Origin of the sequence: Candidatus Palauibacter sp., from assembly GCF_965208055.1 — a bacterium.
Lineage (GTDB): Bacteria > Gemmatimonadota > Gemmatimonadetes > Palauibacterales > Palauibacteraceae > Palauibacter.
The window spans coordinates 3,234,490-3,261,310 of the sequence record NZ_CBDBNY010000004.1 but is presented as its reverse complement, the minus strand read 5'-3'; the positions used below and the strand labels follow the sequence as shown (position 1 = coordinate 3,261,310).

The following is a 26,821-nucleotide window of genomic DNA, read 5'->3' as shown; positions in this document are numbered from 1 at the left end:
TCGAGGCGGGCGACCCCCTCGTCAGTCTTGATCGGTTTCCTCTCGGATCACCAACCAAGTCACGAGCTCGAAGTCCTCGCCGCGCTTCGGCTGCTCCGATCGCTTGGGGACCCTCGCGCCGCGTCTCTGGGTCAGGCCAGCCAGCGTCTTCCTGCGGAAGGCACGAACCAAGCTCGCAAGCGCCGCTTTCACCATGCCGTTGTACTTCGCCATCTCCTGGCCACGCCCCGTCTCGCTGTCGAAGGCCTCTACCAAGTTCCTCTGTACTCGGTCTCGGCCACGCGCCACCGTCGCGAACAACCCGAGAGTCTCCTTTGCGTTCTGGAATCCGTAGCGCACGGTGCCATCGTCATGCACGTACGTTAGGAAGTACGGTTGGAGCCGGTTCGGCGTCGGCTGCTCCGGACTGTTGCGCTGCTTGAAGCAGAAGATCACGCCAGGTTGAAGCTCCCTCGGCCGCTCGCGCACGCCATCGCGTTCCGACTGAGGCGGCACCACTGCCAGAATGCCGAACGGTGCACTCTCCAGCTCCTTCCTGTGGCGCTGCAGATAGTTGGCTAGGTCCGCAAGAAAGTCGTCGAGCGTGAAGTCCGTAAGGGACACGCCGTCGTCCACATCCTCGATGTCGAGCGTCTCCTCGCGTAGCTTCCGAAGCTGCCGGTCGCGGAACCTCAGTTCCGCCTGCGCGGCTTCGCGCCCGTCGTCGACCCCGACCTCGTCCAGCCCCAGCGGATCGTCGGCACCGGTCCCCGCCGCGTCCGCCAGCATCATGCGCGCCTCGACCCTGTTCTTGAGATCGAGGTATCGATCAAGATCCTCCGTGGGCCAGAAGTTCACCATTCGCACCTCGCGATTGGTGCTGCCGATGCGGTCGATCCGCCCTAGGCGCTGCATGAGGCGGACGGGGTTCCAGTGGATGTCGTAGTTGACCACTAGATCGCAGTCCTGGAGGTTCTGTCCCTCGGACAAGCAGTCTGTGGCGATCACGATGTCGATCTCCTCGTCCGTCCCCGGATCGGCCGTTTCCCCGTGCGACCGGGGCGAGAAACGCGCGAGTATGTCTTCGAAGCGGGTGCTCCCCGCGGTTGCCCGGTTCCCCGCGCTCCCCGCCACCAGCGCCATGCCGATACCCGCGTCGCGAGCCCACTCCTCCAAGTTCTCGTAGAGGTACTTCGCGGTGTCCGAGAAGGTGGTGAACACCAGCGCCTTGCGGTTCGGGCGCCCCTCCCTGTCCCGCGGGGCCTCACGCACCTTCTCGGCCAGAACGCGCCCCAACTCCTGCAGCTTGGCGTCGCGAGCGGGCGTGACCGCGCGTGCCTGTCGCAGGATCCTACGGAAACTCTCCCGGTCCGCGCGCAGATCATCTCGCAGTCGAGGGATGTCCAGCTGCTCCAGCCTGTACGACGCAGCTCCTTCGCCGAGCGTGAACTCATCGTCCTCCTCGTCGGCCAACCCCATGCCGAACTGGTGCCTGCCCTCGCCCGTGGCCTCCCAGCGCTCGATGAGGTTATCCAGCTCGTCCATCTTCCCGATGATCCGCTCCATCGTCAGCGCGAACGAATCCACCGAGCTTTCCAGACGCTTGAGCAGGTTGACGCGGATCATCCCGATCAGCCACCTTTCCCGGTCGCGCTGGTCGAAATTGAGCTTCCGCTTCTCCTCGTCCAGATCCGTGGGGTCGGTGACGTACTGTGAGGGCATGTACACGGCCATCCGGAACCTGCTGATGACCTCGTGTAGCTGGTCGTAGGACAACGCGCCCCTAGTGTCGGTCGCCGGGTACAGGTTCCGCGGCTTCGCCCTTTCCGGAAACGCTCCGTGCTCCTTCTCGAAGTCCGGATAGTATAGGCGAATGTGGCGGCGCGAGCGGGCGATCGTTACCGCGTCCAAGACCGCTAGGAAGTCGGCGCCCAACCGCTCGAGCAACACGGCCTTGTCGCGAGTGCCGCCATCGGCGAGGGACTCCTCCCACTTCCGGAACTCTTTCTGGGCACGCGCGAAGATGTTACTCACGCCGCCAATGCCGAGCTCGCGGAAGGCGTCCTCGCGCTTCTCGGTCATCAAGTATATCTGGTTGCGCAGGTCGCGCAGGGTTGTGTTTACCGGCGTCGCCGACAGCATGAGCACCTTGGTCTTCGTTCCCTCTGTGAGCACCTCCTCAAGCAAGCGACGGTAGCGGCTCCGGGAGATGAGATTCCCCTCGTTGTCTCGCTTGTCCCGCCCTTCGTTGCGGAAGTTGTGGGATTCGTCGATGACGACGAGGTGGAAACCACTCCAGTTGAATCCGGCGAGATTATTGTCGCCAGCCATGCCGCGAGTGCGGCTGAGATCGGTGTGGGCGAGAACGGTGTAACCGAAGCGGTCGCCGAGGAAGGGGTTGGACCGTTGGCCGGTATGTGCCACGTACCTAAGCCAGTTCGCCTTGAGTCGGCTCGGGCAGAGCACCAGAACCCTTTCGTTGTACGACTCGAAGTACTTGATCACGGCCAACGCCGTGAAAGTCTTCCCAAGCCCCACGCTGTCGGCAACAATGCAGCCGTTGTGCCGACGAAGGCGGTTGATCGCATTCTTCGCGCCCTGCCGCTGGAACTCGTAGAGATGCTTCCAGATCTCCGAATCGTAGAGGTGGGTGCCAGCCACTCCCCGTTCGTCCTCCTGCTGCTGGGCCAAGCGGTCTCCGAGCGCATGGAACAGCGTCTTGTAGTAGACGAATTCGGGGGAATAGTCCCGGCCCAGGCGCTCCAAGGCGTCCAGCACGTCCCGCTTGGCGTCACGGGTCAGCTCCCGATCATGCCACAAATCGTCGAACCACTGCAGTAGGGGTCCCCTGTCCTCCGCACGCTGCACTTGGAGATTGAGTTCGAGGTTGGGGCTGTGGCCGTAGCCGAGTCCGCGGCGGGTGAAGTTCGAGCTGCCCACGAGGGCTGAGGTCTCACGAGACTCCGTGCCCGAATCGTCCGGCTTGGCGACGTGGTACATCTTCCCGTGGAGGAAGTTACTCCGCTGAACCGTCCGAATGTCCGCCTTGCTTTCGATCCATCGAGCACAGGCGCGGGCTAGCGGCTTTTGCATAAGCGCCTGTGCCAGTTCCAGACCACCCTCAGAGGTCAGCCGGAATGCCTTGTCCTCTGCTTCCTCCGGGTCCAACGTGCCGAGTCCACGCGGATCCCCGTACAAGAATCTCAGCCGACCGATCTCGTCGAGTCGGTCGCGAAGGGCGCCGTACCCGTAGATCGTGAAGTACGCCGACACGACCGACAGGAGGCTCCCGTGCGTGATGCGATCACGCAGAAAGTCGCCAACCAAGCGGTCCTGGTTGTCGATGATTGCGTCGCGCCTTGTCATGACCGGAAGACTCATCCTCTCACCCACTCCTCGCGTGCACAGTGGCAGCGGAGCGATACTGTCTACAGTTCGATGTTCCGCGTCAACCGAATAGGTTCCGAAACCAAGACTCCTCTGGGTTGGCGCCGATCTCCGTCGTGGGAGGCGAGGGCCTACCCGTGGCCGCGCCAGAAGCCCTCCAAGGCCTCTCCGTCCGGCGAGACGCGGAGCTTGTCGAAGGCCCGGTTCCGAATCTGGCGTATCCGCTCCCGCGTCACGCCGAGAAGCTCGCCGATCTGCTCCAGCGTCATCCCCTGCCGTCGTCGAGGCCGAAGTAAAGGACGAGGATCCTCCGCTCACGCTCAGCCATGTGGCGTGTGAACATCCTCTCCAGCAGCTCCCGGCGCGCCTGGTCGTCGACTTTCTTCGCCCTGTTGCGAGAGTCCGCAGAACATCTTGCCACAACTGGATGGGCCGCGACCGCTGGCGCGGTCAAGCGACAGGCCTTGAAAAAACAGCACGTTGACCGGGCCGAGGCGCCCGGATTTCGCTACGACCGCCTTCGGCGGCCCGCGTAATCCGGGGGGCGGCTTGGCAGGCCTAGGGTCTCAACAGTACGCCCAGCTGAGATGACAAGGCGGGCGAAAAATCGGGGCGCCCGGATTTGAACCGGGGACCTCTGCGTCCCGAACGCAGCGCTCTACCGGACTGAGCCACGCCCCGAGGGGTACTGCGGACCGCGCGCTTGGCGCGGGGCCGGGCTCGCGCTCGCTGACGGAGCGGCGAGTCGGCTTTCTAGAGCGGGTGACCGGATTCGAACCGGCGACCTCAACCTTGGCAAGGTTGCGCTCTACCAGCTGAGCTACACCCGCTTGTGTTGTTTCCTCCGGCTTGCGGCCCGCGGGGCCGGCCAAGCTGGAGGGGTGCTGCCAGAGCCACCGGTCGGATTTGAACCGACGACCGCCGCATTACGAATGCGGTGCTCTACCCCTGAGCTACGGTGGCGAGCCGCCTGACGCTACCCGTGCCGCCCGGGGCGAGGGTTTCGCCGGGGGCTGCGGGGGGTGGACGCGACGGCAGTGGAGCCGGCGGGACTCGAACCCGCGACCTCTTGAGTGCGATTCAAGCGCTCTCCCAGACTGAGCTACGGCCCCTCGCTCGACACGTTGTTTGGAAACGGGGCTGACGGGATTCGAACCCGCGACCTCCGGTGTGACAGACCGGCACTCTAACCAGGCTGAGCTACAGCCCCCCGTAGCGGCGTTTCGATGGGGCCTACTGGACTCGAACCAGTGACCTCTACGATGTCAACGTAGCGCTCTAGCCATCTGAGCTAAGGCCCCTCCGAAAGACACGACGAGCGGACCCCGGGTGGGAGCCCGCTCGGACGACACAATGCTAAAGGAACGGCCTGAATCGGTCAACCTTGGCGGGCGCCTCGGCGGGCGTTGGATGGGGCGTCCCGGGCGACGGTTGCATCCACCGGAACGGGCTTTACCTTGTTCGCGACCCGCGCCTCCCACGCCGGAGGCTGCCGGGCGACTCACATCGTCGATTCCCCCTCAGAGAGGCGGATGAAGATAAGCTCTCGCGCGGCCGCGGGCGTCCTCGCTGCGGCCCTCGGCGCCACCGCTCTGGCGCTGTACCGGCCTTCAACCGGCGAACTCGAGCTCGCGGTCGCGAGTCTCGATCCGTCTTCGTTCCTGCACGCGCAGGAGAGCGCGGATCCGCAGGCCGCGGGCGAGGGCGAGACGGCGGCGGCATCCGCTCAGTACGCCGATGAGCAGGACCTCGCGACGATGCCCCCGCAGTGGCGCGCGATCTACGATCACGAGAACGCGAGCCGAGGACCCGAGCAGCCCATCCCGTTCAACCATCGTTTCCACGTCACGGACCTGCAGATCGACTGCATGTACTGCCACGTGGGGACGGAGCGGTCGGTGTCGGGAGTCGTCCCGTCGCTCGAGGTTTGCATGGGGTGCCACCGCATCGCGGGCACGGGGCTTCCGCCGGTCGAGGAACTCCGTCAGTACGAAGCGCGCGGCGAGCCGGTGGAGTGGGAGTGGGTGTACAAGCTGCCCGAGTTCGTGCAGTTCAGCCACAAGGCGCACCTGCGCAACCTCGAGTGCCAGGACTGCCACGGGCCGGTCGAGGAGATGGACCGGGTCTACCAGTGGGCGCCGCTGACGATGGGCTGGTGCCTCGAGTGCCATCGGCAACCTCCGTCCGACGCCGACTTCGCGACCGACCACACGCTGGCGCGGGACAACCCGCCTCCACGGGCGCCCGCGCCTCGCCAGCCGGAAGGGTTCTACCCACGGGACATCGACACGGACTACGGCCGGACCCGGGCTCCCACGGATTGCGCGGCATGTCACTTCTGAACGGGGGCCACGGCGGCTGCGGATGCGGCGGAAGCTGCTCGGGCGACGTCAGGCCCGAGCCCGGCGCGACGAACGGCTCGGCAAACGGCGCGATGAACGGCTCCGCAGACGGCGCGGTGAACGGGACGGGGACCTCGCGCCGCCGGTTCCTGAAGGTGCTGGGAACTTCCGGCGCCGGAGCCGCGACGATGGCCGCCTGCGGCCCTCCGGACTTCGCCGACAAGCTCATCCCGCACCTGGTTGAGGAAGAGGGGATCACGCCGGGCGTTTCCGAGACCTACGCAACGGTGCTGCCGGACGCGGGGCCGGAGCCGGTGCCGGTGCACGCGCAGGTGCGCGACGGCCGCGTCCTCGGCCTGAGCCCCAACTCCCGGTTCGGGGGCGGCACGAGCGGCCTTTCGTCGCTGACGCACTCCACGCTCCAGGACCTCTACGATCCGGATCGCGTGAGCCAGCCGCTCCAGCGGAACCCGTCGACCGAAGAGGGTGCGCCTCCCTTCCAGTTCGCGAGTTGGGAAGATGCGACGGCCGCGCTCACGAATGCGGTTCGCGTCGGCGGCGGGGTGCTGCTGACGGGCCGGGTCACGGGCACGACGGGCCGCTTCATCGCGGACTGGGCTCGCGTGATGGGGGTCGAGCACATCGCCTGGGAGCCGTTCTCGAACGACGCGCTGGCGACCGGGACCGCGGACGTGAGCGGCGGCGCCGGCATGCCGCGTTTCGACCTCTCCTCGGCGGACCGGATCGCCTGCTTCGGGGCGGACTTCCTGGGCACCTGGCTCGCGCCGACGCAGATGTCCGCGGGTTTCGCCGCTGCACGCGACATCGAGGCCCACCACCACGCGAAGTTCACCTTCGTCGGACCGCGCCTCTCGCTCACCGGCGCCAACGCGGACGAGTGGATCGAAGCCCGCGCGGGCACCGAGGGCGCGGTGGCGCTCGCGGTCGCCGGCGTCGTGGCCGCGTCCCGCGGCGCCGAACTGCCCGCCGGACTGCCCGGTGTATCGCCGGAGGCGGCCGCGGACGCCGCGGGGGTCCCGGCCGACGCGATCCGCGCGCTCGGAGAGGAACTCGCCGCCGCGGAGAACGCGGTCGCGATCCCGCCGGGGCTCGAGTCGCAGGGGGCCGATGCCCGGCAGGCGCACCAGGCGGTCGCGGCGCTCAACGAGGTGCTGGGCGCGGTGGGCCGCTCGGTCCTCCCGGGAGACGGCGCGCCCGAGGGCACGACGGCGAGCTTCGCGGACATGCAGGCTCTGATCGGGCGCATGCGGGCCGGCCAGGTGCGAACGCTGATCGTCGCCGGGTGCAACCCGGCCTACGCGCTCCCCGCCGCGGCCGGGTTCGCGGAGGCGCTGGCGAACGTGGCGAACACGGTCGCGATCACACCGCACCTCGACGAGACGGCGTCGGCCAGCGGGTGGGTGCTGCCCTGCCACCATGCGCTCGAGTCGTGGTGCGACGCGGAACTGGCGGACGGCGCGATGGCGCTCGGACAGCCGCTCATGCACCCGGTGTTCGACACGCGCCAGCGCGAGGACCTGCTGCTGGACGTCGCGAACGCGGCGGGACAGGGCGGCGCGTTCGGCGGGACGGACTACGCGACCGTGCTGCGGAGCACCTGGACCGAGCGGCTCGGCGGCCACGCCGCGTGGCTCGACGCGCTCCGGCGCGGCGGCGCCCCGGCGGCGGCATGGGCGGGCGACGATGGCGCCGGGGGCGGTGAGGACGATGCTCCCGCGGGCGGCGCTGTCGGCGACCTCGGCGGCTTCCAGCTCCCGCAGGCGCCCGCCGGCACGCAACTCGTCGTCTACCCGACGGCCCAGTTCTACGATGGCCGGGGCGCGAACCGCTCCTGGATGCAGGAGCAGCCCGACGCGATCACCAAGGCCGTGTGGAACTCGTGGGTGGAGATGCACCCCGACATGGCGGCCGAACTCGGCGTCGAGCGCGGCGACCTCGTCCGCGTCGAATCCGCCCAGGGCGCCATCGAGGCTCCCGTCTACGTCTATCGCGGCATCCGCCCCGACACGGTGGCGATCCCGCTCGGACAGGGGCACACGGAATACGGCCGCAACGCGCGCGGCCGCGGGGTGAACCCGCTGGACCTTCTCGCGGCGAACGCGGACCCCGGCTCGGGCGCGCTGGCGTACGCCGGGACGGCGGTCAACGTCACGGCTACCGGGGAGACCGCCCGGCTCGTCGTCACGCAGGGCTCCACCGACGACCTCGACCGCGAAATCGTCCACGCGATGAACGTGGAAGATGCGCTGCACGAGATCGAGGCACACGAGATCGACCTCGTCGAGCTGGTCGAGGCCGCGTGGGACTCGGATCCGAACAGCCCGTACCGCTGGGGCATGGTCATCGACCTCAACTCCTGCACCGGCTGCGGCGCCTGCGTCACGTCCTGCTACTCGGAGAACAACATCCCCACCGTGGGCGAGGAGCAGGCCGCGCTGCGGCGGGAGATGTCGTGGATGCGGATCCACCGCTTCGAGGAGGAGACGGAAGACGGCGGATTCCAGACGGTCCAGCAGCCGATGCTCTGCCAGCACTGCGGCGACGCGCCGTGCGAGCCCGTGTGCCCGGTGTACGCGACCTACCACAGCCCCGAGGGGCTCAACGTCCAGGTCTACAACCGCTGCGTCGGCACGCGGTACTGCGCGAACAACTGCCCCTACAAGGTCCGGCGCTTCAACTGGTTCAACCACGACGCCGCGCGCGGTCGCGGCGAGGGCGGGGCCTTCGCATGGCCCCTGAACCTCCAGCTCAACCCGGACATCACCGTCCGCGAGGTGGGGGTGATGGAGAAGTGCACGATGTGCGTGCACCGGATCAACAAGGCGAAGATCGACGCCAAGGACGAGGGACGGACCGTGAGGGACGGCGAGGTGACGACCGCCTGCCAGTCCAGTTGTCCGTCGAACGCGATCACCTTCGGCAACCTCAAGGATCCGGAGAGCGAGGTCTCCCGCAAGGCGAAGAGCGCCCGCGGCTACCACGCGCTCGGAGAACTCGGGGTGCGTCCCGCCATCACCTATCTCGAGGACGTCACCCACCGGCACATGGCGGCCGGCGGCCACGGTGAGCCGGCCGCGGCCGGAGAGGGCGAAGAGGCGCACTGATGGCCACCGCGGAGAAGAGGGTGCCCGCCCACCCGACGCTGGCCGACGCGAACCGCGACATCACGCGCCCCATCGCGATGCCCGAGAAGCGCTTCTATCTCGTGCTCGGAGTCGCGGCGGCGGGTCTCGCCCTCATGTTCGGCGCCTGGTTCTACCAGATCGGGGCCGGCATCGGCGTCGCGGGCATCACCCACCCCGTCTTCTGGGGCGTCTACATCACGACGTTCGTCTTCTGGGTGGGGATCGCCCACTCCGGGACGCTGATCTCCGCGATCCTCTACCTGTTCCGTTCCGGCTGGCGCACGACGATCAACCGGACCGCGGAGGCGATGACGATCTTCGCGGTGATGACGGCGGGGCTCTTCCCCCTCATCCACCTGGGGCGCGTCTGGTACTTCTACTACCTGATGCCGTACCCGTCGCAGCGGCAGATCTGGCCGGACTTCCGGTCGCCGCTCGTGATGGACGTGTTCGCGGTGTCGACGTACCTCACGATCTCCGCGCTGTTCTGGTACACCGGGCTCATCCCCGATTTCGCGATCCTGCGCGACCGGGCCAAGGGCTGGATGTACAAGATCTACGGCGCGTTCTCGCTCGGGTGGCAGGGGACGGTGAGCGAGTGGCGGCACTACCGCCGGATCTACCTTTATATGGCGGGGATCGCGACGCCGCTGGTGCTGTCCGTGCACTCCGTGGTCTCGTGGGACTTCGCGCTCTCGATCGTGCCGGGGTGGCACTCGACGATCTTCGCCCCGTACTTCGTCGCCGGGGCGATCTTCAGCGGGGTCGCCCTCGTGATCACGATCATGATCCCGCTGCGCTGGGCGTTCGGGCTCGAGGCGTACATCACGGAGAACCACTTCGAGAACATGGCGAAGCTGGTCCTCCTCACCTCGCTCATCGTCGGCTTCTCGTACGGCACGGAGTTCTTCCTCGCCTACTACTCGGCGGACCCGATCGAGATCGAGAGCTTCCGCTGGCGGGCGATGGGAGCCTACGCCCTGCCGTTCTGGGTCATGGTGTTCTGCAATGTCGTCGTGCCGCAGGCGCTCTGGTTCAAGAAGGTGCGCACGACGCTGCCGGCGCTGTTCACGCTCACGATCTTCGTCAACATCGGGATGTGGTACGAGCGCTTCGTCATCATCGTGACCTCGCTCGCCCACGAGTACGAACCGGGGGGCTGGGGCCTGTACACGCCCAGTTGGGTGGAGATGTCGATTCTCGTCGGCAGCTTCTGCTGGTTCTTCTTCTGGTTCCTCCTCTTCTCGCGCAGCCTGCCGGTGATCTCGATCGCCGAGGTGAAGGAACATCTCGCACACGAACAGGCGCACGCACACGCGGATGACCACGGGGATGACCATGAGTAGCGGCGTCCTGGGGCAATACGACACGCTGCCCGGCACGCTCGACGCCATCGCGCGGCTGCGGGAGGCGGGACACCGCGACATCGAGGTCTTCTCGCCGATTCCGTCGCCGGAGATCGAGGAGGCGATGGACATCCATTCCTCGCCGGTGCGGGTGTGGGCGCTGACGGGCGCGATCACCGGGTGTACGCTCGGGCTGCTGCTCACGGCGGGCACGTCGCTGGCCTATCCGCTCGTCACGCAGGGCAAGCCGCTCGTGTCGCTGCCGCCGTTCGTCATTTTCATGTTCGAGCTCACGGTGCTGCTGACGGGGATCTTCGGGCTGGTCGCGCTGCTCGTGCACACGAGGCGGCCGGTGATCAAGCTCGATCCGGCGTATCGCACGTCGTTCTCGGTCGACCGCTGGGGCATCTTCGTCCCGGCCAACGGCGAAGGCAGCGCCGCCGCCGAGGCGCTGGTGCGGGAGACCGCCGCCGTGGACGTGGAGGTGCAGGAATGAGCGGCCGGGCGACTGTGGCCGTGCTGCTCACGGCCCTCGTGGCGGGCGCCTGCGACGACCAGATCAAGCACCTGGAGCAGCGCACGCCGTTCTTCAACACGATGTCCTGGCAGCCCTCGGTGGAGGCCTTCGAGGAGCGGGCGCGGACGCCGGTGCCCGGCACGATGCCGATCGACGGCGAGCGCACGTACGACCTGATGGCGGCCGACACGATGCTCGTCAGCCCGCTCGCGGGCACGGAGGCCGACCTGGCCCGGGGCGCGGAGCTGTACAGCCAGTTCTGCACTCCCTGTCACGGCGTGACGGGCGCGGGCGACGGCTCGGTCGTGGGACAGAACCGGATCCCGAACATCCCCCTCCTCAACATCCGCGGCGAACTCACGCGCGGGTACACGGACGGCTACATCTGGGGCATGATCGGGAACGGACGCGGGCTGATGCCGCCCTACCAGCGCATTCCGGCCATGGACCGCTGGTACCTGGTCGCGTACGTGCGGCAACTGCAGGCCGAAGCGATGGCCGAGGAAGCGGCGGCGGCCGAGGCCGAGGCGGCAGCGGTGGAAGCAGCGGAGGGCGAGGCCGCAACGGGCGAAACAGGCGAGACAGGCGCCACGGGCGAGACGCCCGGCACGGGTGGGGGTCAGTGAGCGGCGACGACGGCCGTCCGACGCTCACCACGGGCGAGGCGCTGAAGACGATCAGCGGCCGCATTCCGACGGTATGGCTCGCCGTGTGGCTGGCGGCCGTCGCGATCGGGGCCGTGGGCTTCGCGACCACGGTCGGCGGGGACGCGCAGCGCGCCTGGATGAGCGTGTGGTCGAACTTCCTCTTCTGGACGGCAATCTCGATGGCGGGCGTCGTGTTCGGGGCCGTCCTCCAGGTCGCGAAGGGTCACTGGGGCAAGAAATTCCGCCGGCTCGCCGAGGCGGCGGGGGCCTTCCTCCCCATCTCCTTCGCCTTGTTCTTCACGCTCCGGCTCGGGGCCGAGCACGTCTTCCCCTGGATCGGGCCCGTGGAGACATCGCACCTGAACCGCGACTGGCTGACGCTCGAGGGCGTCTTCCTGCGCAACGGGGTCCTGCTCGCGGTGCTCTACCTGCTCGGCTTCGTGTGGCTGTTCTACTCGATCCGGGCCGACGCGCCGCTGGTCGCCGCCGAGAATCGGGGCTGGCGCAAGGCCGTGGTCTCCCTCTTCGCCCGGGGTTGGCGCGGAGACGACGTGGAGGTCGAGCGCTGCCGCGGCCGGATCGGGCGGTTGTCCGCCGTGCTGATCCTGAGCTGGGCCGTCGTCTTCTCGCTCCTGGCGTTCGACTTCGGGATGTCGCTCACGCCGGGGTTCATGAGCATGGTGTGGGGGCCGTACTACTTCATCGGCGGCTGGCTCGGCATGCTGGCGCTCGTCGCGATCGTGGCCCACCGCACCAACGGACGGGCCGGCGGGATGCAGCTGTGGGGCAAGTACGATTTCCACGACCTCGGCAAGCTGACGTTCGCCTTCGTGGCGTTCTGGACCTACCTCTGGTTCGCCCAGTATCTCGTGATCTGGTACGGCAACATCCCGCGCGAGACGAACTTCTTCATGCCGCGCTCGACGGGCGCCTTCGGCTGGATGTTCTGGCTCCAGATGGTGCTCATCTTCGCTCTCCCCTTCCCCTTCCTCCTGGGGCGGAGCCCGAAGATGAGTTCGCGCTGGCTGGCGTTCGTCGGACTGCTGATCCTGATCGGCTTCTGGGTCGAACGCTGGAACATGGTGGCGCCGTCGATCTGGCACGGGGAGGGACTGCCGCTCGGCGTGCCGGAAGCGATGATCTCGGCCGGCTTCCTCGGCCTGTTCGCGCTGGCATACAGCGCCTACTCGACGACCTTCCCGAAGGTCCCGCTGCGCGAGACGATCGCGCTGGGGAGTCCCGGCCGCGGCCCGTAGGCGGCAGCCCGGCGCCGCCCGCGGATGACAGGGGGTGCCCCGGCCGGCCTCCGGCCTCTATTTTCAAATGCTGGCAGTATGAAGGTGACGGTGCGAACCATGCCGGTGTGGCGTGGCGTCGCACCGCGCAGTTCTTGACCGAGGCGGTTTGGATGGAGCTTTCCGACAACTACGAGCAGATGCTGCAGCGGACGACCGCGACGGTCGAGAAGTACCGCGAAGGGGCCGAGGAGCTGAGGGTGAAGCTCCGCGAGGCCCGCGCCGGCCGAAAAGTGCAGATCATGGCCATGATCGACCGGCTGGAGCGCAAGTACGATGGAGCGAAGACGCGCCTGGAGGAACTCTCCGACTCCGAGGAGGATGGCAACAGCAAGGCCCTCGGCGTGCTCCACCAGAAGGTGGTCTCCGAACTCTCGGACATGAAGCGGACGATCCAGACCCGGATCCGCTGACCTCCCATCGCCCGCGAGTTGGATCGCAAGCGCGTGGTGTTGCGGCCGGGCAGCGGGGTTCAGCGGTAGCGGACCAGCTTCCAGGCGATGTTGGCAGCAGCGCTTTCGGACACCCTGAGGCGGATGCTGCCGCCCAGACCGGGATCATGGACCGTGAAGTAGTAGTTTCCGCCCAGCGCCGACTGGCCTCCCGCTCTTGCTCCGGACCCGAGTTCGATCGTTTCCCACGACTCGAAGTGCTGCCAGGCGCGATCGACGAACGCGATGTCATAGTTCGGCAGCAGGTTTCGGTCGTCGAGGGCGAAGGAGACCATCCATTCCAGCCGCGCATCCACCGGATCCCAGCCGGCTATCACCTCCGTCATGTAGTCGGCGAGGCCCGCATCCTTCTGTTGCCTTCCGGTATCGAAGAGGTTGCGCGAGTACCCGAACCAGCCACCGGATGCGCCGTGCATCACGCGGCGCACCGCAGTCTCGTACAACTGCCCGCGGCGCAGGACGAGTTCCTCGACGAGATAGCGAAAGAAGGGGTGACTCTCGCTGTAGCCGTAGAGGAAATCTCCGTTCCAGGGCAGCCTGATTCTGCGGCCGTATACCGGCTCGCGTGCGTCGAGGTTCGCGTCCAGGGACAGGCCCGCCGCATGCCTCATCTGTTCCTCTGCGGCGAAGTTCGCGATCCCCTCAACGGCCCAAACGGCGCTGCGGTTGGGCGTGTTTCGCGCGTCCCACGCGTGTGCAAGCTCGTGGGCGGTGAGACTCCGGTACCACCCTTGGGATCCCCATTCGAAGTGCGTCACATGCACGGTGGCGGTGGGTTCGGTGCGGCCATCGATGTTGTAGTACGCCACGCCCGTCGGGGGGTTGCCCTGGGCTGCGTGGTTGTACAGGACGACCATCTGCCGATTCTTCGTGTTGCTGATCGGCTGCTCGTCCCCGAACAGCGTCCGGTAGACACCCAAGGCGTCATCAGAGCCGAGCCACGTGAGGATCCCCTTCATTTCCGCGGCCTGGGCGGCGCTCCAGATGATGGGGATGTCCTCCCGGAATACGGCGAGGACGATATTCGGGGAGAACAATCCCATCACTTCGAAGAGGCCTTCGCGGTCGTCGCTGGTGTACCAGTGGAATATGTCGCCCTCGGCCCACGGCTCGACTCGGTTGCCGACCCCGAGCGTATCGCTGCGCACATCGAACGCGCGTGGATGCGAGCGCGGCGGCTCGGGCGCGCGGAAGGGTCTGGACCGAGGCTCGTCGCGAAGCTCCGGCAACGGCGGGAGCAGTCGGTCCGCGGATGGTTCTGCCGTAGCGTCGCTGACGTCGATCACGTAAGGCTTGCCGCCGCCGTACGCACTCTCCGGGGCCCGGCTCCGAGCCGCGTCGATGTCGCTGCGCTCGACGCCCGCGAGGATGTAGCGGGCGGGACGATCCGCCGCGAGGCGAAGACACTCGTCCGCCCCGTCCACGCGGTATGCTTCGCCCACTTCGAGCACGGCCACGGGTCCGGCCAGCCGCGTGACGCGCGGATCGGTCCCCGCCGACAGGCCGGGCATGGACACATCCCCCTCCGCCAGCGGCGGGCCAGCGCACGCGCCGCCGCGGTGCGGCGGGAACGCGAACCGCATCTGGGCGCTGTCGCCGAACGCCTCGACCGCCGTCAGCCCGCTGACAGAGACGGCCGGCAACAGAATGCGGTCTACGGCGTACCCCCTCACCGTGATCGCGTCGCTGGCTGGCAGTTCGCGCTGCTCGATGGAGGCGACGAACGGCTCGGAGGGCAAGACATTGAGCTGCACGGACCTCAGCCGCGTGCCGGAGGCCGTGAGATCCGCCCGCACCCAGCCGGGACCGGCGACTTCGAGCACCAGTTCGCCCGGGGGACCCGTTCGTTTCGTATGTCCGTCGATGACGGGCATCTCCTCCAGCCAACGCGACTCCTTGATCTCGTAGCTGAAGTCGGCGCCACCCGCGTCAACCGGAATGGCGACTGTCGTGTCGAGCGCCGAGACTCGCAAGTGGTAGACCGTGGAGGAGACCAGTAGGGCGCTGCCGCTCTTGTCATCCCGTGTGGCCGTAATCCGCACCTCGCCGTCACCCGTCGCTGTGACGAGGCCAGCGCTGTCGACCGTCGCGATGCGAGGATTGGAGGTCTCCCATGCGAAGCTGGCGTCCTCGATCACGAACTCGTTGGTGTCCCTGGCCTCGGCATTGAAGGCCGCCGTCTCGCCGATGACATACAGGGTGTCGACCGGCGCGATGACCGCCACGTCGGCAGCCAACTGGCGCACCGTAATGGCGGCATCCCCGCCGACCTGCCCAGAAGTGGCGCGAATCATGGCCGCCCCGTTCCCCGCGGCTGTGACGAGGCCACCGGCATCGACGACCGCGACCGATACGTCCTCGCTCGTCCACGTTACGCTGGCGCCCGCGATGGCCTGTCCGTGCCGGTCCAGCACGCGAGCGACCAGCCGGACCGTGTCCGCGAGTGCGCTGAACGCCGCGGCCTCGGGGGTAACGGAGACTGACACTGCCTCCGGCGGGGGCGGGGGCGGGGGAGGAGGAGGAGGCGGCGGCGGCGGATTGGGCATCGGTGGCGGCGCCGGATCGGGCATCGGTGGCGGCGCCGTCGGCTCGCCGCAGTTCCACGCGAGGACGAGGGCGAGTCCCAGCCCCGCGAGCGGGATGGATCTTCGGCTTCTCATCCTCACGGACTGCCTCGGTTCCTTTCGTTGCTCTCGTCAATCCGTGGAGCGGTGCGCGATCCGCCTGTATCCACGGGACGGACCGTGGCGGGCGCGAGCGCGGCCGGCAGGATGACGCCGTCCGGCCCGTCCAGCGGACCGGGACCTCCCTCGGGATACCCCCCCGGCGCACCCTCACCGTGGGTCCGACTCGCCGGCACGATCAGGAGGGACGCGGCCTGTGCCGAACCGGCCCGCGCGGTCGCAACCGCTGCCGACCGGGCCGGCCGACCGGAAAGAGGCGGAATGGGGCCCGGGAAGATCGTGGCGTCCCCCACGGAGGCCGGCGTCTCGAACCGGCCAATGCCGCTGCGGAACGGGTAGCCCAGCAGCCCCCCGTTGTATCCCCAGCAGCGCAAACCGCCCCACTCCATGACGGCGCAGGTACCATCTTCGAAGGCGAAGATCCGTGTGACCGGGCCTCCCACGTCCACGGGGTCCACCTCCCAAGCCGCCTCGTCGTCGCCCACACGCAGGTTCTCCAGCAGGCCGAGTTGGCTGCTTCCGCTCGTACCCAGACCCCAGCACCGGACGGACCCGTCCACCAGGAGTGCGCACGTGTGCCAATAGCCCGCCACGATGTCCACCACCGGCGCCTCGAAGTGCAGCGGGATCGTTTCCGCCGCAGTCTCGTCGTCACCGATATGGAACCAGTGGCCGAGCCCATGGCCCAACTGGCCGTAGGTGTTGCTTCCCCAGCAGCGGACGGCGCCAACCTCCATCAGCGCGCACATGTGGTATCCGCCCGCCGCGACCTTGGTCGCCCGGCCGGGCAACTCCAGGTCGCCGGCTTCCGAGGGGGCTTCGTCGTCCCCGATCGGCTCCGTGGTGCCCAACTCACCGTACCCGAGGCCGAAGCTTCTTCCATCCAGCTCCCCGGTCCGCCAATCCCAGTCTTCGCCGTTGAGCCCCCAGCACCTCACCTTCCCGGTGTCGAGCAGGGCGCACACCTTGTAGCGGCCGCCCGCCACCTGCACGGCGCGGCCGCCGAGGAGCACCTCGCCGTACGTCTCCGCCCTCTCGTCATCTCCGACGTTGATCTGCTCCTGGTGGCCCAGTCCGAGCTGTCCGGCGTGGTTGCTCCCCCAGCAGCGGACGCTCCCGTTGTCGTAGACCGCGCAGACCGTGTCGGAGCCGCCGCCGATGTCTACCACTCTCCCGGATCCGCCGGTGGGCACCGGTCCCGCCGAGGCGGGGGTTTCGCCGTCCCCGATGTCATTCAGGTTGCCGTAGCCCAGCAGCCCGCCCACCGCCCGTCCCCAGCACACGACATCGCCGGCGTAGCGGAGGGCGCATTCGTGCAGGGTGCCCCCCTTGAGCCTCGCGACCGCTCCGCCCAGATCCAGGCTCTCATGCACCTCGGTCGGGGTGACGATCCCTGCCATCTGCGTACCGTACCCCCACAGCGGGTGGTTCCGGTTGCCCCAGCAGCGCACCTCCCCGCGTTGCACCAGGACGCACACGACATCCTGGTTGAAGCGGAAGCCGGTGATCGCGTACACCTCCACCTTCGCCGCGGCCCGCTGGCCCAAATAGTCAGCCCGGAATTCGGCCGAGCCGGCACCTGTGCCGGTCACCATGCCGGCCTTCAGGGTCACGACGGATGGATTGGAACTCTCCCACGAGTCGATCCACGCAGGATCGATGGAGACCGTCGTGCCGTGGGCGTCCGTGAGCCTAAGCGATGCCAAATGGGATTGGCTCACGCCCAGTTGCCACTCCTCCGCGTCAACTTCGAACGCGAGGGGTTCCTGGAGGACGTAGTAGTTCCGGTACTCGCCGAAGTACCGGAAAGAGGTCGTGTCCCACGCCACAACGCCCAACCGGGTCCGGCCGACTCCCTCCGCAGTGGCGCACAGCCGGGCGGTCGCGCCATCAGCGGACAACACCAGCGAATCGACGCGCGACACTTCAGGATCCAGCGACAGGATGGACACGTAGTCGTAGTCCTCGAGGCGGACGGTATCCCCATCCGCATTGACGCCGGACACTCCGAAGCACGAGGAGCGGCCGGGAAGCGTCCAGTTCGGACCCGTGACGGAACCATGGACCCATTCCCAGTTCGTCAGAGCGCTGTGTGCGGACAGGTAACCGGCGGCGGCGGCGAGGCTGTCCCGGCCCGCGCGACCCGCGAACACCTCTACCGACGCCGTGAGGCCATCGCTGGACACGCGAGGCGGCGCGACGGTCAGATCGCTTCGCTCGGCGCGGATCCAACGCACGCCCGGGGAGGGTGGATTCATGGCAACGCCGGCGGAGTCGAGCAGTCGGGCGGTAACCGTGACCGCCCGCGGGAGGGCGCCAGCCCGGGTGAAGAACGCGGCCCGCCGCGGCTCCACTTGCAACTCCGTGCCCAGCGGAATGTCCGTGTTGGGTACGGCGTTCAGGGCGGGGGGCGTACCCGCCGGTTCCGTCAAGGCGGTGTCCGGGCGGCACCCACTCAGGGAGAAACTGGAGATGAGCGACGCGAGAATGAGGACGTCACGGTGAGCAAGTCGGCTCAGGCAGGAGGCTGGGAATCTCCGGTCCATGTGTATGTATGCGCAGCCCCGGACCTATACGTCAAGAGGTGCAAATATTGCAGATGTTCTAGCTAAGTAATTGTATCACGCAAACTCTTGAAGGAAGTTGGGAACTCTCAACACGGTATGTAACTGACTGTCTTGCGATTACCGGACGCGCGAGGCCCGGGGGGGGGAGGCGGTACGGCGTCCGAACTGCTTCCTTGCGGCGGTCAGTCCAGTCGGAGGGCAGCTCTCAGAAAGCGGCGCTGGCGGCGGACGTGCTTGCCGAAATACCCCTCCGCCGGGCTCGCGCGCTCGGGGCGGCCGATGTAGAGCGGCTCGCGGCCGATGAGTTGGCGCAGGTGCGGGCGCACGGACGTCCAGGCGCCCATGTTTTCCGGCTCTTCCTGTACCCAGCAGATCTCCGCCTCGCGGGGATACCGGGCCAGGGCCGCGGCAAGTTCCTCCACCGGGAAGGGATACGGCTGTTCCACGCGCAGGATCGGGATGTCGTGCGCGGGGGGAGCCTCGGCGAGGAGATCGAAGTAGACCTTCCCGCTGCACACGACGATCCGGCTCACGCGCGAGGGATCGGCCTGGAAGTCGGGGTCCGGCAGGACCGGGCGGAAGGCGCCGCCAGTGAGGTCGCCGATCGTGGAACGGGCGCGCGGATGGCGCAGCAGGCTCTTGGGCGTCATCACGATGAGGGGGCGACAGGTCGCGCGCAGCGCCTGCCAGCGCAGGGCGTGGAAGAATTGCGCGGGCGTCGTGCAGTTCGCGACGCGGATGTTGCCCTCGGCGGCCAGTTGCAGGAAACGCTCCAGCCGGGCGCTCGAGTGCTCCGGGCCCTGGCCCTCGTAGCCGTGCGGCAGGAGCAGGACGAGCCGCGACTCCAGCCCCCACTTCGTGCGCCCGGACACGATGAACTGGTCGATGATCGCCTGTCCGACGTTGGCGAAGTCGCCGAACTGCGCCTCCCACATGACGAGCGCGTTGGCGGCGATGGTGGAGAAGCCGTACTCGAAGCCGAGCGTGGCGATCTCGGACAGGGGACTGTTCGCGATCCTGAACGCCCCCTGCCCCTGTTCGAGGTGGGCCATGGGCGTGTAGGGGCGCCCGTCCTCGGCGTCGTGCAGCACGAGGTGGCGGTGGCTGAACGTGCCGCGCTCGGCATCCTCGCCGGTGAGGCGCACGGGGACGCCCTCGGTGAGGAGGCCCGCCAGCGCGAGCGCCTCGGCATGCCCCCAGTCGATCCCCGCATCCAGCGCGGCCCGTCGCCGTTCCAGCTGTCGCTCGAGCTTGTGGAAGGGTGTGAAGTCGTCCGGCCAGCGGTGGATCGCGTCGTTGAGTCGCCGCAGCCGCGCCTCCGGAATGCCGGTCGGCCGCGCCGGTTCCGCCGGATCCATGAGCCGCTTCGGGTCCGGCGCCGCTCCCCCCTGTGCGTCCGCTTCCTTGTGCGCGGCGATCGTCCCCCTCGCCGCCTCGAGTTCCGCGTTCACGTCCGCGGCCATGGTGTCGACCTCGTCGCGGGAGAGAAGCCCCCGCTCGACGACGACATCCGCAAACTGCCCGCGCACGCGCGGGTGCGAGGCGATTCGTTCGTACATCATGGGCTGGGTGTACGAGGGTTCGTCACCTTCGTTGTGCCCGTAGCGCCTGTAGCCCACGAGATCGATGACCAGGTCCTCTCCGAACTCGAAGCGGTAGTCGATGGCGAGCCGCACGGCGGCCATGCACGCCTCGGGATCGTCGGCGTTCACGTGCACGACGGGGAGGCGGAAGCCGAGCGCCAGGTCGCTCGCGTAACGGGTCGAGCGGCTGTCCCCGGGCAGTGTGGTGAAGCCGAGCTGGTTGTTCGTGATGATGTGGAGCGTGCCGCCCGTCTCGTAGGCCCGCAGCCGGCACAGGTTCAGCGTCTCCGCCACGACCCCCTGTCCCGCGAAGGAGGCGTCGCCGTGGATGATGATGGGGAGAATCGCCGAGGAGTCGGAGGCCTCGCCGGTGAAGCGCGCCGCCCGGGCCATGCCGAGGACGACGGGGTTCACATGCTCGAGGTGGCTCGGGTTGGGGGCGAGGCGCACGTCCAGTTCAACCTCGTCCTCCGCGACCTGCGACCGGCCCCCGACGTGGTACTTCACGTCGCCGGAGCCATGCTCCGGGAGGGCGGTCATGATGCCGCGCGCGGCCTGTTCCTCGAATTCGGCCACGATCGACTCGTAGGACAGCCCCATGACGTGCGCCAGCACGTTCAGCCGGCCGCGGTGCGCCATCCCCACGAACACCTGTCGCGCCCCGCGCCGCCCGGCGCTCCCGATGATCCCCCGCATCATGGGCACGAGCATGTCGAGCCCCTCGACGGAGAAGCGCTTCTTCCCGAGGTAGGTGCGGTGCAGGAAAGTCTCGAGCCCTTCCACGCGGGTCAGCCACTCGAGGCACGCCTGCGCCCGCACGCGGCTCATGAGGAGCCGGTGGCGGTGCGACTCGATGTAGTCCACGAGCCAGTCGCGCTGGGTCGGGTTCTCCATCTGGTCGAGTTCGTAGCCGATGGGGCCGCAGTAGATCTCCTCGAGGCGGTCGATGACCTCGGCGGCGTTGTTGCCCAGGTGCTTGAGCCAGACCGCGGTGGCGGGCACGCGCGCGAGTTCCTCGCGGCGGATGCCGTGGTATTCCGGCTCGAGCAGCGGGTGCCTCGGAGGCTCGGAGCCGAGCGGGTCGATGCGCGCCCCGAGGTGTCCGTACGCCCGGTAGGCCTCGACGAGCGCCCCGGCGATGGCGGCGAGCCGCAGGTCCTCCGTCGCCACGACCTCCGCCTCGGCCGGCGTGGGTTCGGGCGGGGGAGGAGCGGGGGGAGGGGCAGGAAGGGCCGTCCCCGGTGGCGCTTCAACGGCCGCCCCGGCCGACGGATCCCAGCCCGCCAGCGGAGGCGGGATCACACCCCGGTCGCGGAGCGCCCGTTCGACCAGCCTCTCGGCGTATCCCGCGTTGTAGCCGTCCGCGGCCCAGCCGCCGTCAACAGCGGCGCGGCCTCCATCCTCGCTCACCTAATGGTGTCCGTGTCCGTGGCCGTGGCCGTGTTCGACGTCCTCACCGCCCGCCGCGCCGGAAAGGCTGCGGTGCACGGTGTCGAGCCAACGTTCCGTTGAGATGAACCCGGCGCCCCAGTCCGCCCACTCCTCGGCGACGCCCTCGCCCTGGACCTGCTCGCTGCTCATCCCGGCGTCGATCTTCCCGCGGACCATCGCGATCGTCTCGGTGATCATGCGGTGGTACGTGCGCAGGTCGTCCACGGAAGAGAGCGGGCCGTGCCCGGGGATGATGCGGATGTCGGCGGGCACGTTGTCCAGCACGTCCGAGATCCCGTTCGCGAGCCCCTCCACGCTCCCGCCGCTGTCGATGTCGACGAAGGGGAAGCGTCCGGCGAAGAAGTCGTCTCCCATGTGGAGGACGTTCGAGCCGGTGAAGTAGATGAGGGCGTCCCCGTCCGTGTGTCCGTGCGGGATGTGGAACGCCCGGATCTCCTCGCCGTTGAAGTGGATGGAGACGGCGTCATCGAAGGTGACGACGGGCAGGGCCACCTCGGGCGATCCGCCCGCCACCAGCCTCGTCCGCACGTTCGTGTGCGCCACGATGGTGGAAGCGTCCCCGAACTCGACGTTCCCGCCCGTGTGATCGCCGTGGAAATGGGTGTTGAGAAGGAACTGCGGCTCCGCAGCCTCCTCCGACTGTCCGACCTCGCGCAACGCATCGCGAATCTTGTCCGCCAGCGGCGCGAACTGGTCGTCGACCATCAGCACTCCATCGGAGCCCGAGGACACGCCGATGTTGCCACCGCTCCCCACCAGCATCCAGACGCTGCCGGCCACATGCGTCGCCTCGATCCGGACAGCCGAGAAATCACGCTGCGCGAGGACGGGGGTGGAGAAGAGACCGGTGAACAGGGTCGCGAGAGAAAGAGCTGCAAAAAAAGGTCGAGCTTTCATGGGATGCACTCCTGAATACGGACCTGGATACGGACGCCGCGTAGCGCCCGACGCGTACCGCCGGGCGCCCGAAGATGGGGCCATGCCTGAGCCAATGCCAACTCTGCATGCAAACTCTTGTTTTCTCAGTTGGAGCCCTTCGGCAGCAGGGTGCCGCCAAACGGAGTCACGCCCGCCGGATAGCGGGCCGCAATGGCGCCGGAACCGTCCGCCTCCAGGTCGATGACCGCGACGTCCCCTCGTCCGCGCACCATCACATAGAGCCTCTCGCCATCGGGCGAGAAGAGGGGGAACCCGGGACCGGGGCCGACCGTCACATGCCCCGCGACTTCCCGCGCCTTCACGTCGATGATCGCGACGTTTTCGGTATCGTTCCGGGTCGACGCCGCAAACCGCCCATCGGGCGAGATCGCGATGCGGCCGGCCCCGCCGCCGCCGGTGTCGATCGTCGCCACGACCTCGTCGCTCGACGTGTCGATCACCGTGACGGCGCCGTCGTAGTCGGAGTGCACCCACGCCTCCCCGTCGGGCGTGAAGTCGACGCCGACCGGGCCGCCGGGGACATCGATGATCTTCACGATCTCGTCGGTGCGGGTGTCGATGACGACGACCCGGTCATCGTCGCGGTGGGGGTAGTACAGCTTGTCGGTCCGCCGGTCGACGGCGAGGAAGTGTCCGCCTTCGAGGAGCAGGTCGATCTTCCCCGCCACCTCCCCGCGCGCCACGTCGTAGATGACGAGGCCGGGCACCTCGGACCACTCCACGCCGACGTAGAGCTTCGTCCCGTCCCGGTTCAGCGCGACGCCGTGCGGGAGCGCCGACCGGTTGGTGATCATCTCGGAGCCGTACGGCCGCAGGTCCGGAGGCCGCCGGAAGTACGCCGACTCGATCCTCCCCTTCTCCTCGAACGTCTTCGCGTCCAGGATTACGACGTAGGGGGGGTCGCGGGGGATCGCCACGAAGATCGTGCCGCCATCGGGACTCACCACCGCTTCATGCGGCTGGTTCTCGGCCGTGAACCGGTTGATGATGCGGCCAGTTTTCGGATCGATCTCGTAGGCGGTGAAATCGTCGTGGCTCAGGGCGATGATCGTATGATCCTGCGCGACGGCCACGCCGGGAGCGCAGAGGCCGACCCCTGCGGTCGCGGCGAGAATCAGCGTTCGCGGCCATCCTCCGACCGTTCTCCGACAGACTCGGAACATGCCGTTCTCCTCCTCCGGCCGAAGCGCCGGAACTCTTGACCGCCCGCCAATCCCGGAAGCACACTGAGCGAAATGCGCAGCTATATCGTCTTTCTTCTTCTCCTTTCGATCAAGGTCGCGGGGAAGGCGTTCTGCCGGGTGCGGCTGGAGTGGGTTCGGGACGCCGACGAACCGTGGGCGGATCTGCGCGTGCTCGCGCTGCTCAATCACACGAGTCTCTTCGAGCCGGTCTTCCTCGCGGCGGTGCCCAACCGCCTGCTCTGGCAACTCGCCACGCACGGGGTGGTGCCCTTGGCGGACAAGACCGCGGCCCGGCCGATACTGGGACGGCTCTTTCTGCTCATCGCCAAACACGTGGTACCGGTGACGCGCGAGAAGGATGACACCTGGGAGGAAGTGCTGCGGCAGGTTCGCGATCCGGAGGCCGTGCTCATCATCCTCCCCGAAGGGCGGATGATGCGCCGAACCGGGCTGGATCGTGAGGGGAAGCCGATGACGATACGCGGGGGGATCGCGGACATCCTCCGGGCGACGCCGGACGGCCGCCTGTTCATCGCCTACAGTGGGGGGCTCCATCACATTCAGGCGCCGGGGGAACGCTTCCCGCGACCCTTCCGGCGCGCCTGGCTGGGCGCCGAGGTCGTGGACATCGGGGAATACCGCGGAGCACTCGGCGGCTCGGAGTGCGCGGAAGCCTTCAAGGTGGCCGTGATCGAGGATCTGACGCGCCGGCGGGACGCCTACTGTTACCGCACCCGATAGCGGCCCGTAGCGGCAGAGCGCGATGCGGCAGAGCGGGCGTTTGCGTCAGTTGAAACGGACGCGTCTCCAGGCGTCATCGGGACCGAGGGTCCAGGCCCGCCCGTCCATCACGACGAGAGAGATGCGGCGCGCGTTCCGGATGTCGGCGACGGGATTCGCCTCCAAGACGAGGAAGTCCGCGCGCTTCCCGATCTCGATCGTCCCCCGCTCGTGCAGTTGGCCGAGCGCTATGGCGCCGTTCCTCGTGGCCATCCCGAGAACTTCGAGGGGAGGGATGCCGGCCTCCACGAGCAACTGCATCTCACGATGGAAACCCTCACCCCACGCCCTCGTTCGCGGCGCATCGGATCCCACGAGCAGGCGGACCCCGTGGCCGTGGAAGGCCTGGACCAGCGCCTCGGCCTTGGGCCAGACCGCCTGAAGCGCGGTCCGTTCGTCGTCGGACAGCGGCGTGCAGGTGGCGGACTCGGCCGGGCAGTCGAGGGGGGCGGACGCGCTGGCCAGTAACGGCATGAGGGCCGAATCATTCGAAAGGAGCGCGGTGACGGCGCGGTCGACATCGGGTCCGTGCGGCTCCAGCCGCTCCAGCCAGGCGATCCGGCCCGGGACCCGCCCGGCGTCCGCGAGCGCCTCGAAGGGTCCGCGCGCGCGCTCCGGCAGCAACTCGGAGTCGCCGGAGACCAGCGGGCTCGCGACGGCGGACCCGGCACGGAGGGCCAGCAGCCAGCCCCCATCCCGGCGGTCGGCCCACAGCGGCACGTCCGCCCGGCGCGCGGCCCGCGCGATCCCGACCAGCCACGACGGAGGCACGCTCGAGGCGACGGAGACGAAGTCGGCCCCGTCCGCGGCCTGCCGCGCCACCTCGGCGACGGCGGCGGCTTCCGATGCCAGCGCCGCGCCGCGCGGCGCGTCCCCGGCATCGAGGACGGGCCCGCCGATGTAGAGGGCGGGAACGGGGTCTTCGCCGAAGCCTCCACGGCCCCGCTCCGCGAAGGCGGCCAGCGAAACGGCTCCGTCGCGCACGCCCGTGATCCCGGCCGCCAGCAGCGCCCGCAATTCGTCCGTGGTTCGAGGCGAGGCGTGGGCGTCGATGAACCCGGGGATGAGGTAGGAGCCCGAGAGATCCACGACGACGGCGCCTTCCGGAGCGGCCACGGAACCCTGGGCGCCGACGTCCTGGATGCGGCCGCCCCGCACGAGAACGGCGGAGGAAGGCCGGGGTGGCCCGCCGCGGCCGTCGATCACCGTCACATTGGTGAACAACTCCGACTGCAGCGCGATGAATGTGTCCTGGCCGGCGCCGGCCAACCCTCCGGGGAGACCCGCCGCCACTGCCGCGGAGATCGCGAGGAGCGGCCGGCGTCCGGGCGTCCCGGCGCGCCTCAACTCAGGCCCTGCCGGCCAGCGACCCATCCGCGGACCGGATGTAGAGTTCCCGCTTCGGATAGGGGATCTCCACGCCGGCCTTCTCGAAGGCGGGGAGCGCCCTCTCGCTGATGTCGTCGGCGATGCGCCGTCTCGCTCTCGCCTCCAGAATCCAGACGCGCAGCTGAAGCTTGACCTCCGACGGGCCGAAACTCCGGGCGATGACGATCGGCGCGGGATCAGCCTTCACCCCCTCCACGCTCAGGGCGATGTCCACCAGCAGCGACTTCGCCCGCTCGATGTCCGACTCGTAGGCGACCGAAAACGGGATCCGCAGCCGGATGTCCTCGCCCGACATCGTGTAGTTGATGATGTCGCGCTGCATGATCTGATTGTTCGGGACGACGACGACGAGATTGTCGGGATTTCGGATCTTCGTGGCCCGGAGCCCGATCTCGATCACGTCGCCCCAGGACCCCGTCTCGTTGGGCGCGGTCCAAAGTTCGATCCGGTCCCCGACCTGGAAGGGGCGATCGACGATGAGGAGCACTCCCGCGATCACGTTGGAGAGCGTGTCCTTGGCGGCGAGCGAAAGAGCGAGACCCATGACGCCGGCGCCGGCGAGGAGAGGCGCGATGTTGATGCCCAGTTCCGCCAGCGCGAGGACGATGCCGAGGGCGATGATCGCGAAGCGGATCGCCTTGTTGACCATCGGGAGCGCCGTCTTGTCGAGCGGCGTCGAGGTGCGGGAGACGACCTCGGTCTCGAGCGCCGTCAGGAGATCCCCGACGAAGCGGCTCAACGGGAAGAAGAGGACGGCGATCCAGATGGCGTAGACCCACTGGGCCACGGTGGGCAGGGTCCAGATCTCCAGCAGGCGCCAGACCGCCCAGGCCCCGCTCGAGAGCAGCAGAGCCTGGCGGAGCAGCCGCACGGCGAGATCGTCGAGTTGGGTCGCGGTTCGCGTGACCCAATGCTTCTGCGCGCGGCCCAGGACCATCAGCGCCACGAGGTAGACGAGGCCGGCGACCGCGATCACGATCAGGCTGGGCAGCCAGCGCGGAGCCATGAAGGCCACCGCTTCGCTCCACAGTTGTGACAGTCTCTCCATCACGCCTCGCCGCTTTCAGGGTTTGCCCGCCACCCGCGTGGCGCCCGCATCCGCATGCATGAGAGCCCCATGATGCCGCGCACC

16 protein-coding genes, 6 tRNA genes and 1 pseudogene are annotated in these 26,821 nt (G+C 68.2%); 8 read left to right on the top strand and 15 right to left on the bottom strand.

Translation table 11 applies throughout. The features are described from left to right. Positions 1–21: 21 nt before the first annotated feature. The 8 genes and pseudogenes from ACOGXI_RS14355 to ACOGXI_RS14320 form a co-directional block, all read right to left on the bottom strand. Positions 22–3,360: a helicase-related protein gene (locus tag ACOGXI_RS14355; RefSeq protein ID WP_419939504.1), complete on the bottom strand. Its 3,339-nt coding sequence runs from the start codon at positions 3,358–3,360 to the stop codon at positions 22–24. Between the two features lie 137 nt (positions 3,361–3,497). Then, positions 3,498–3,647: pseudogene (locus ACOGXI_RS14350) on the bottom strand (sigma factor-like helix-turn-helix DNA-binding protein); the annotation flags it as partial. 326 nt (positions 3,648–3,973) lie between these two features. Continuing rightward, positions 3,974–4,047 (bottom strand) — tRNA-Pro (locus tag ACOGXI_RS14345). A 76-nt stretch (positions 4,048–4,123) separates the two neighbouring features. Further along, positions 4,124–4,196: transfer RNA gene (locus tag ACOGXI_RS14340), tRNA-Gly, on the bottom strand. A gap of 61 nt (positions 4,197–4,257) precedes the next feature. Further along, positions 4,258–4,329: transfer RNA gene (locus ACOGXI_RS14335), tRNA-Thr, on the bottom strand. A gap of 75 nt (positions 4,330–4,404) precedes the next feature. After that, a tRNA-Ala gene (locus ACOGXI_RS14330) sits at positions 4,405–4,478 on the bottom strand. Positions 4,479–4,501: 23 nt separating this feature from the next. After that, positions 4,502–4,576 (bottom strand) — tRNA-Asp (locus ACOGXI_RS14325). A gap of 17 nt (positions 4,577–4,593) precedes the next feature. After that, a tRNA-Val gene (locus ACOGXI_RS14320) sits at positions 4,594–4,667 on the bottom strand. Positions 4,668–4,898: 231 nt separating this feature from the next. On the opposite strand from ACOGXI_RS14320, the gene ACOGXI_RS14315 reads away from it, so the two are divergent. From ACOGXI_RS14315 to ACOGXI_RS14285, 7 genes are all read left to right on the top strand, one after another. Then, a complete protein-coding gene (locus ACOGXI_RS14315) occupies positions 4,899–5,708 on the top strand; it encodes a cytochrome c3 family protein (protein WP_419939503.1) in 810 nt (269 codons plus the stop codon). 92 nt (positions 5,709–5,800) lie between these two features. Beyond that, a complete protein-coding gene (locus tag ACOGXI_RS14310) occupies positions 5,801–8,833 on the top strand; it encodes a molybdopterin dinucleotide binding domain-containing protein (protein WP_419939502.1) in 3,033 nt (1,010 codons plus the stop codon). Positions 8,834–8,853: 20 nt separating this feature from the next. Further along, on the top strand, positions 8,854–10,200 hold the full coding sequence (nrfD, locus tag ACOGXI_RS14305; RefSeq protein WP_419939501.1) for an NrfD/PsrC family molybdoenzyme membrane anchor subunit: 1,347 nt from the start codon (positions 8,854–8,856) through the stop codon (positions 10,198–10,200). Continuing rightward, a complete protein-coding gene (locus ACOGXI_RS14300; protein ID WP_419939500.1) occupies positions 10,193–10,696 on the top strand; it encodes a DUF3341 domain-containing protein in 504 nt (167 codons plus the stop codon). Before nrfD ends, ACOGXI_RS14300 begins: the two co-directional genes overlap by 8 nt. Beyond that, positions 10,693–11,343 (top strand): c-type cytochrome, encoded by a 651-nt coding sequence (locus tag ACOGXI_RS14295; protein ID WP_419939499.1) that lies wholly within the window; start codon positions 10,693–10,695, stop codon positions 11,341–11,343. Before ACOGXI_RS14300 ends, ACOGXI_RS14295 begins: the two co-directional genes overlap by 4 nt. Beyond that, on the top strand, positions 11,340–12,620 hold the full coding sequence (locus ACOGXI_RS14290; protein ID WP_419939498.1) for a hypothetical protein: 1,281 nt from the start codon (positions 11,340–11,342) through the stop codon (positions 12,618–12,620). The genes ACOGXI_RS14295 and ACOGXI_RS14290 overlap by 4 nt, the downstream gene beginning before the upstream one ends. 152 nt (positions 12,621–12,772) lie before the next feature. Then, entirely contained in the window at positions 12,773–13,072 is a 300-nt protein-coding gene (locus ACOGXI_RS14285) for a hypothetical protein (protein ID WP_419939497.1), read from the top strand. 59 nt (positions 13,073–13,131) lie between these two features. On the opposite strand, the gene ACOGXI_RS14280 is transcribed toward ACOGXI_RS14285, so the two are convergent. From ACOGXI_RS14280 to ACOGXI_RS14260, 5 genes are all read right to left on the bottom strand, one after another. After that, the gene (locus ACOGXI_RS14280; RefSeq protein ID WP_419939496.1) at positions 13,132–15,771 is read right to left on the bottom strand and encodes an Ig-like domain-containing protein; all 2,640 of its coding nucleotides are present in this window, start codon (positions 15,769–15,771) and stop codon (positions 13,132–13,134) included. Positions 15,772–15,773: 2 nt separating this feature from the next. After that, positions 15,774–18,227, bottom strand: a complete 2,454-nt coding sequence (locus tag ACOGXI_RS14275) for an RCC1 domain-containing protein (RefSeq protein WP_419939495.1) — start codon at positions 18,225–18,227, stop codon at positions 15,774–15,776. 317 nt (positions 18,228–18,544) lie between these two features. Next, positions 18,545–21,355, bottom strand: a complete 2,811-nt coding sequence (locus ACOGXI_RS14270) for a 2-oxoglutarate dehydrogenase E1 component (protein ID WP_419939494.1) — start codon at positions 21,353–21,355, stop codon at positions 18,545–18,547. After that, positions 21,356–22,294, bottom strand: a complete 939-nt coding sequence (locus tag ACOGXI_RS14265; protein ID WP_419939493.1) for an MBL fold metallo-hydrolase — start codon at positions 22,292–22,294, stop codon at positions 21,356–21,358. Positions 22,295–22,419: 125 nt separating this feature from the next. After that, complete coding sequence (locus ACOGXI_RS14260; RefSeq protein WP_419939492.1) at positions 22,420–23,499, bottom strand: hypothetical protein; 1,080 nt, start codon at positions 23,497–23,499, stop codon at positions 22,420–22,422. Positions 23,500–23,571: 72 nt separating this feature from the next. On the opposite strand from ACOGXI_RS14260, the gene ACOGXI_RS14255 reads away from it, so the two are divergent. After that, a complete protein-coding gene (locus tag ACOGXI_RS14255; protein WP_419939491.1) occupies positions 23,572–24,261 on the top strand; it encodes a hypothetical protein in 690 nt (229 codons plus the stop codon). 45 nt (positions 24,262–24,306) lie between these two features. On the opposite strand, the gene ACOGXI_RS14250 is transcribed toward ACOGXI_RS14255, so the two are convergent. Then, entirely contained in the window at positions 24,307–25,647 is a 1,341-nt protein-coding gene (locus tag ACOGXI_RS14250) for an amidohydrolase family protein (RefSeq protein ID WP_419939490.1), read from the bottom strand. 1 nt (position 25,648) lies between these two features. Then, positions 25,649–26,737: a mechanosensitive ion channel family protein gene (locus tag ACOGXI_RS14245; protein WP_419939489.1), complete on the bottom strand. Its 1,089-nt coding sequence runs from the start codon at positions 26,735–26,737 to the stop codon at positions 25,649–25,651. Positions 26,738–26,821: the final 84 nt, after the last annotated feature.